Raw genomic sequence first — 6,167 nt, forward strand, 5'->3', positions numbered from 1 at the left:
CGAGTTAGTGTTATGAAGAAAAACGAACAGACACTTCACCCAGGTGTGCAATTTTTGCCGTAAATACATCTCCGGGTTCAGCATTCACCGCAGCGGAAAGAGCACCTGAAAGTATAACTTCCCCTTTGTTCAGCGTGATATCAAATTCACTCAATTTGTTTGCCAGCCATGCCACACAATTAGCAGGATGACCCATAACAGCTGCCCCGACTCCCGTATTGACAACTTCACCGTTTTTTAATAACACCATTCCAACTTGTGAAAGATCAATCTTGTCAATCCTCTTAGGTGTACCCCCTAAAACATAAAGTCCACTAGATGCGTTATCCGCTATCGTATCCGGTAATTTGATTTTCCAGTCTTTCACACGACTGTCGACAATTTCAAGCGCCGGCAAAATGTAATCTGTTGCTTGTAATACCTCCAATGCTGTCACATTTGGTCCTTTTAATTCTTTGTTTAAGACAAAGGCTATTTCGCCTTCTACTTTTGGTTGCATTACACGTTCAAAGGAAACTTCGCTTCCGTTTTCAACCACCATCCCATGGAGTAAATGACCATAATCTGGTTCATCGACTCCCAGCAATTCCTGCATAGCTACCGATGTTAATCCAATTTTTTTACCGACAATTTGCTGGCCTGATTGTTGTTTTTGTTTAATTATTTCTAATTGAACAGCATAGGCATCTGTTGTTGAAAAAGACGGATTTTCATCCGTTAAAGCTGCTATTCCAACTCTTTCTTTTTCAGCTATAAGTAATCTATTTGCATAAGATTCCGTTATATCCATTAAATGATCCTCCTTCTACTTCTTAATATTTAATACATACATTTTTCAGTTCACTGTAAAAATCAAAACTATGCATTCCACCTTCACGGCCAATACCGCTTTGTTTTAACCCACCAAACGGAGTTCGCAGATCTCTAAGAAACCAAGTATTTACCCAGATAATTCCTGCCTCGACAGAATCAGCCACTCGATGTGCTCGACGTAAATCATTCGTCCAAATAGTAGCACTTAGACCATATTCAGAATCATTGACCTGTGCGATGACTTCATCTTCAAGATCAAAAGGTGTAACTGTTACAACTGGTCCGAATATTTCCTCACGGATACATCGTGCATTCCTGTCTAATCCTGTAATGATCGTAGGTTCTAGATAATAACCTTTTTCAAAGCCTTCTGGTCTTTTTCCGCCAACGATTATATTCCCGCCTTCTTCTTTCGCTAATTCTATAAAACTCAAAACCCGCTCGTAATGCTCTTTACCAATCATTGCACCTGTATTCGTATTCTCATCGAATGGATCACCCACAACAAGTTTTTCTGCTCGTGCTTTGAATTTTTCGATAAATTCATCATAGGCAGGTCTTTCTACATAAATCCTTGAGCCACAAAGGCAAACTTGACCTTGGTTGATAAAACTGGATTTGATTGTTGTATCAAGAACTTCATCAATATCTGAATCAGCAAAAATGATATTAGGGTTTTTCCCGCCTAATTCATAAGACAGCTTTTTTAACGTAGGTGCTGCAGCTTTCATTATTGCTGTACCAGTTGTTGTTTCACCTGTAAATGTAATGGCATCAACATCAGGATGTTCTGTTAAAGCAGCTCCTGCGGAATTTGGTCCAAATCCGTGAACAACATTAACTACACCATCAGGAATTCCTGCCTCTTTACAAATTTCTGCTAAGACAGTGGCTGTCATCGGCGTCCACTCTGCTGGTTTCATGACAGCCGTATTTCCCGCTGCCAAACAAGGTGCAAGCTTCCAAGTAAGTAACAGCAAAGGTAAATTCCAAGGATTTATTAATCCTACAACTCCAACTGGTTTCCGTACTGCATAGTTCATTGCTAGATCGTCATGTTGGTAAGCTTCGGTCCCGACACTAGTCATGTAATCAGCAAAAAAATGAAAATTATAGGCTGCTCTCGGAATATCAACTGAACGTGATAACCAGATTGGCTTTCCAGTATCTAGTGATTCCAATTGAGCTAATTCTTCTTTTCGTTCTAATATAAGATCTCCTACCTTACGAAGAATTTTAGACCGTTCCGTTACCGGCATTGTTTTCCATCTTCCTTTAAGAGCTCTCCTTGCTGAAGAAACAGCTAAATCAATATCTTCTTTCCCACCTTCTGCAACAGATCCTAAAATATCTTCATTTGCAGGATTAATATTTTCAAATGTTTTTTTACTGAGTGATTCCCGATACTGACCATTAATAAAGTGCTGACAATCAATACCTACTGAAGTTAACGCTTTCATATTTTTCCCTCCATTTAATGTTCTCTATTTATTAAACTAAGAATATCTTATAATTGTTCCTTATAAAACACGTTTGTTCTTTTATACGAAACAAAATAATATTTTTTATAATATTTAAATTATTCATACTTTTTTAACCACTTGTGATATAGTAATTTTATACACTATAAAAGACTTATATTCCTCTATACGCAACAAATATTAATCAGGAGTGGTGCCGATGTCGGAAGTAGAAACGAAGAAGAAAGATTATAACTTGTCTTCTGTGAAAAATGCTTTGCGTATTCTAAAAAGTTTTTCAATGGATGACTCCGAAAAAAAGGTAACTGATTTAGCGAACTCATTGGGATTAGGAAAAAGTACGGTCAGTCGTTTAATGTCTACTCTAGCCAGTGAAGGTTTTGTAGAAAAAAACCCTGAAAACAATCGTTACCGGTTAGGACTATCCATTTTGTCGCTTGCCAGTGTCTGTACGTCTAATTTTGAAATTCACAAAGAAGCAATGCCTGTCTTACATCAATTGGTAGAAAAAACTGGAGAGACCTCTCATTTAGCCATTCTCGATGAGCTTGATGTTATTTATCTGCACAAATATGAAAGTAAGCATCATGTACGTGCTTTTACACATATTGGTAGAAGAAATCCTGCTTACTGTACAAGTTCCGGAAAAGTCTTGTTAGCTTTTAATGATGAATACATTATTAAAAAAACACTTGAAAAAGGCTTGGAACCTTACACAAAAAATACGATTATTGATCCAGATATCTTTCTTCGAACCCTTGAAGAGATTCGAAATGACGGATACGCGATCAGTAGAGAGGAGTTTTCCGAAGGCGTTGTTTCTATTGCAGCCCCCGTTAGAGATTATACTGGCCAGGTGATTGCCTCGGTTAATATTGTCGGGCCCATTCAGCGAGTTAATAACCATTCCATTCCATCTCATATAAAAAGAGTAGTAGAAGCCGGGAAAACCATTTCGGAAAGATTAGGTTATATAAGATTTAACTAATACTAATAAAAGGGAGAGAATATTGATGCATGATTTTCATACTCATTTCGTTCCTGAAGATGTCATAACCTGGATTAAAGACAACAAGAAAACGTTACAGGCAAAATGGATTCATAAGGACCCTGCTAAAGAAGACTTTCTGTCTATTAATGACAAATGGGCATTCGAGCTAAAATACGAGTTCATTCATGCAAACTTATATCTTGACCAAATGAATAGTGCTGGTGTCACTCATGCAGTTATTTCACCAATTCCACAATTATTTTTATATGACTTCCCTGCTGAAATCACAAGTGAGCTTTGCTCTGTTTACAATAACTCTCTTGCTAATTGGGTCGAATCAAGCAGAGGACAATTATCCGCTTTAGCAACCGTCTCCCTGAATAACCCCACACAAGCAGTACACGATCTAAAAGATGCTATGAGACAAGGGTTAAAAGGAGCAATCATTGGACCTGGATTAAACGGACAGTTATTGTCAAATCCTCATTTTTCTCCCTTTTGGGAGGAAGCTAACAGTCAAGAAGCCATTATTTTTATTCATCCTTTATTAAGTGAAGATCCACGTCTAAAACAGCGGATGATGCCAAATTTAATTGGTGTTCCTTGGGAAACAACTATATGCGCAACGGACATTTTATTAAGTGGTCTGTTGGATCAATACAGTAAAGTGAAAATACTTTTAGCACATGGTGGTGGGTTTTTACCTTATCAGATTGGCCGATTAAACAAAGGGTATGAACAATGGCCTCTAGTCTCTAACAATTTAAACAAACAACCAATCGAGTATTTAAGAGATTTTTGGTATGATAACGTTCTTTGGAACTCTTCTAGCTTAGAATATTTAGCAAAAACAGTTGGTGAAGACCGCATTGTGCCAGGATCTGATTTCCCCTTTGATCTTTCTGCTTGGCCGCCGGAGAAAAAATTCTCAAAAGGAACAACCGCATTATTAGGTAAATAAAAGTTGCTATTAAATAAAATGTAAGGGTAGTTATGATAACCCTTACATTTTATTTATTCATACATTCAAATTTGGCCGTAAGATACCTTCCCATTCCAAGAGAAAACATATTACACAGAGATTGAGGATCCCTCCCACTCTAATGGTAAACCAACATAATTTTCAGCAAGACTCTTTAAAGTTCCCGAGATAAAACACATACTATATTGGCTAAAATCCCAATTTATAATACGACCAACTGCAGTTGAATAAATCACCGCATTAAATTAGGCAAAGTCATAACTATTTGAGGGAAAATAACTAGAAGAATAGTAAAGATAATCATAGTAATCAGCATTGGAGTAACCCCCCTAAAGATTGTTTGTATAGGGATGTCTTTATTAACACCATTTATGACATAAACACTGATTCCTAATGGCGGAGTAATTACCCCCATATTAAATACCATTATCATAATGATACCGAACCATATCCCGTCAAATCCTAACTGAATAATTAGCGGGTAAACAATAGGAAGTGTCAATACTAAAATTGCTATGCCTTCCAAAAATAATCCTAAAATAAAATAGATTACTAAGATGATGCCAATAATAACAAATGGCGATACATCTAAACCGATAACCATTGAAGTTACTGCCGTAGGAACTCTACTCATTGCCAAGAATTGTCCAAATAAAGTTGCACCTATCAAAATAATGAAAATCATTGAAGTTAAACGTATCGTCTCTTCTAAAGAAGCAAATAATCCTTTCCAGCCAAGACGTTTTGTTAAAATTGAAAATAACAATGCTCCAAATGCACCTACTCCCCCAGCTTCAGTCGGTGTAAAGAAACCAAAGTAGATACCCCCAATACTTAGCAAGAAAATAAGACCAAAAGGCCAGATTTTGCTTAATGATTTTATTTTCATCTGAAAAGATGAAGGGCTTTGTTGATTTGGTGCAAGTGATGGCTTTCTTCTAACCTGAATATAAACAGTCAGCATAAATAAAAATGCTAGGATTATACCTGGAATTAAACCGGCAATTAACAATGTTCCAACAGGTTCCATGGTTAACACACCATATAAAATTAGAATAACACTAGGAGGGATTAAAACACCAAGTGTTCCGCCTGCCGCTACACATCCAGAGGATAAACCTGGATGATAGTTGTAGTCTTTCATTTCTGGAAGCGCAACTTTAGCTAGAGTTGCTGTTGTTGCATTGACTGATCCTGATATGGATGAAAAGATTGCTGCTGCGCCAATCGTTGCCATCCCAATGCCCCCTCTGATATGTCCGACCCAGTGATCAACAGCTTTAAACAAGTCCTTAGCCAGACCACTATAAGATAGAAACATCCCCATTAGAATAAACATTGGCATGACACTTAAACTCCCTCAGTTAGATTCTATTTACTCACAAATGCTCGCTTATTCGCAGGATTTCAGACCACTTCTAAGAACAATGACGGATGAATGGAATGAGTTTTGATAATAAAGGCTACATGAAGGCATGCGGGAATAGAGGAGTCAATAGTAGCTCCATTTATTTCCATAATATACTGCACGCATCTCCACGCCGCCCCTGGAGGCTATCCCTCCCATGTCTCAACGGGTCATTTGCCCTTTCATTCCTTCGTCATGCCTATCCAAGGGGTGGAGGCCGGTTTTGCTGCGCAAACGGGTCAGTGCCCTTAGGTACAACGGTATCCAGTACTCCGCGCTTTCTCTGTAATCCTACGAATAAGCCAACATTCAAGAATTATTAAACTACTTTTAATTACTTTAAAGCCTTACTTAGTTTACGATTAGAATTAAGCTGCTATAGGTGCTAATGGTTGTACTTTCTGAGAACAATATGATTCATGATTTTTAGATATTGCCACCAATATTCTTGCTAATTTCCCCACGAGTTTCATGATAGATTTCATTTTTTTC

General features: G+C 37.6%; 4 protein-coding genes and 1 pseudogene. 2 read left to right on the forward strand and 3 right to left on the reverse strand.

Annotated features, from left to right (window positions below; translation table 11 throughout):
- Positions 1 to 10 precede the first annotated feature (10 nt).
- Entirely contained in the window at positions 11 to 790 is a 780-nt protein-coding gene (locus tag CEF18_RS16205; protein ID WP_110937425.1) for a 2-keto-4-pentenoate hydratase, read from the reverse strand.
- 22 nt (positions 791 to 812) lie between these two features.
- Entirely contained in the window at positions 813 to 2,273 is a 1,461-nt protein-coding gene (locus CEF18_RS16210; protein WP_110937426.1) for an aldehyde dehydrogenase, read from the reverse strand.
- A gap of 220 nt (positions 2,274 to 2,493) precedes the next feature.
- Here CEF18_RS16210 and CEF18_RS16215 point away from each other — a divergent pair, with 220 nt between their 5' ends.
- Entirely contained in the window at positions 2,494 to 3,282 is a 789-nt protein-coding gene (locus CEF18_RS16215; RefSeq protein ID WP_110937427.1) for an IclR family transcriptional regulator, read from the forward strand.
- A gap of 25 nt (positions 3,283 to 3,307) precedes the next feature.
- Positions 3,308 to 4,246 (forward strand): amidohydrolase family protein, encoded by a 939-nt coding sequence (locus CEF18_RS16220; RefSeq protein ID WP_110937428.1) that lies wholly within the window; start codon positions 3,308 to 3,310, stop codon positions 4,244 to 4,246.
- Between the two features lie 253 nt (positions 4,247 to 4,499).
- On the opposite strand, the pseudogene CEF18_RS16225 reads toward CEF18_RS16220, so the two are convergent.
- Positions 4,500 to 5,624: pseudogene (locus tag CEF18_RS16225) on the reverse strand (TRAP transporter large permease); the annotation flags it as partial.
- Positions 5,625 to 6,167 lie beyond the last annotated feature (543 nt).

Source organism: Salipaludibacillus neizhouensis (assembly GCF_002886185.1).
GTDB lineage: Bacteria > Bacillota > Bacilli > Bacillales > Salisediminibacteriaceae > Salipaludibacillus > Salipaludibacillus neizhouensis.

Bases quoted from the DNA above. Each gene is read 5' to 3' on its own strand.
- CEF18_RS16205 (WP_110937425.1), bottom strand. From the start codon at position 790: ATGGATATAACGGAATCTTATGCAAATAGATTACTTATAGCTGAAAAA.
- CEF18_RS16210 (WP_110937426.1), bottom strand. From the start codon at position 2,273: ATGAAAGCGTTAACTTCAGTAGGTATTGATTGTCAGCACTTTATTAAT.
- CEF18_RS16215 (WP_110937427.1), top strand. From the start codon at position 2,494: ATGTCGGAAGTAGAAACGAAGAAGAAAGATTATAACTTGTCTTCTGTG.
- CEF18_RS16220 (WP_110937428.1), top strand. From the start codon at position 3,308: ATGCATGATTTTCATACTCATTTCGTTCCTGAAGATGTCATAACCTGG.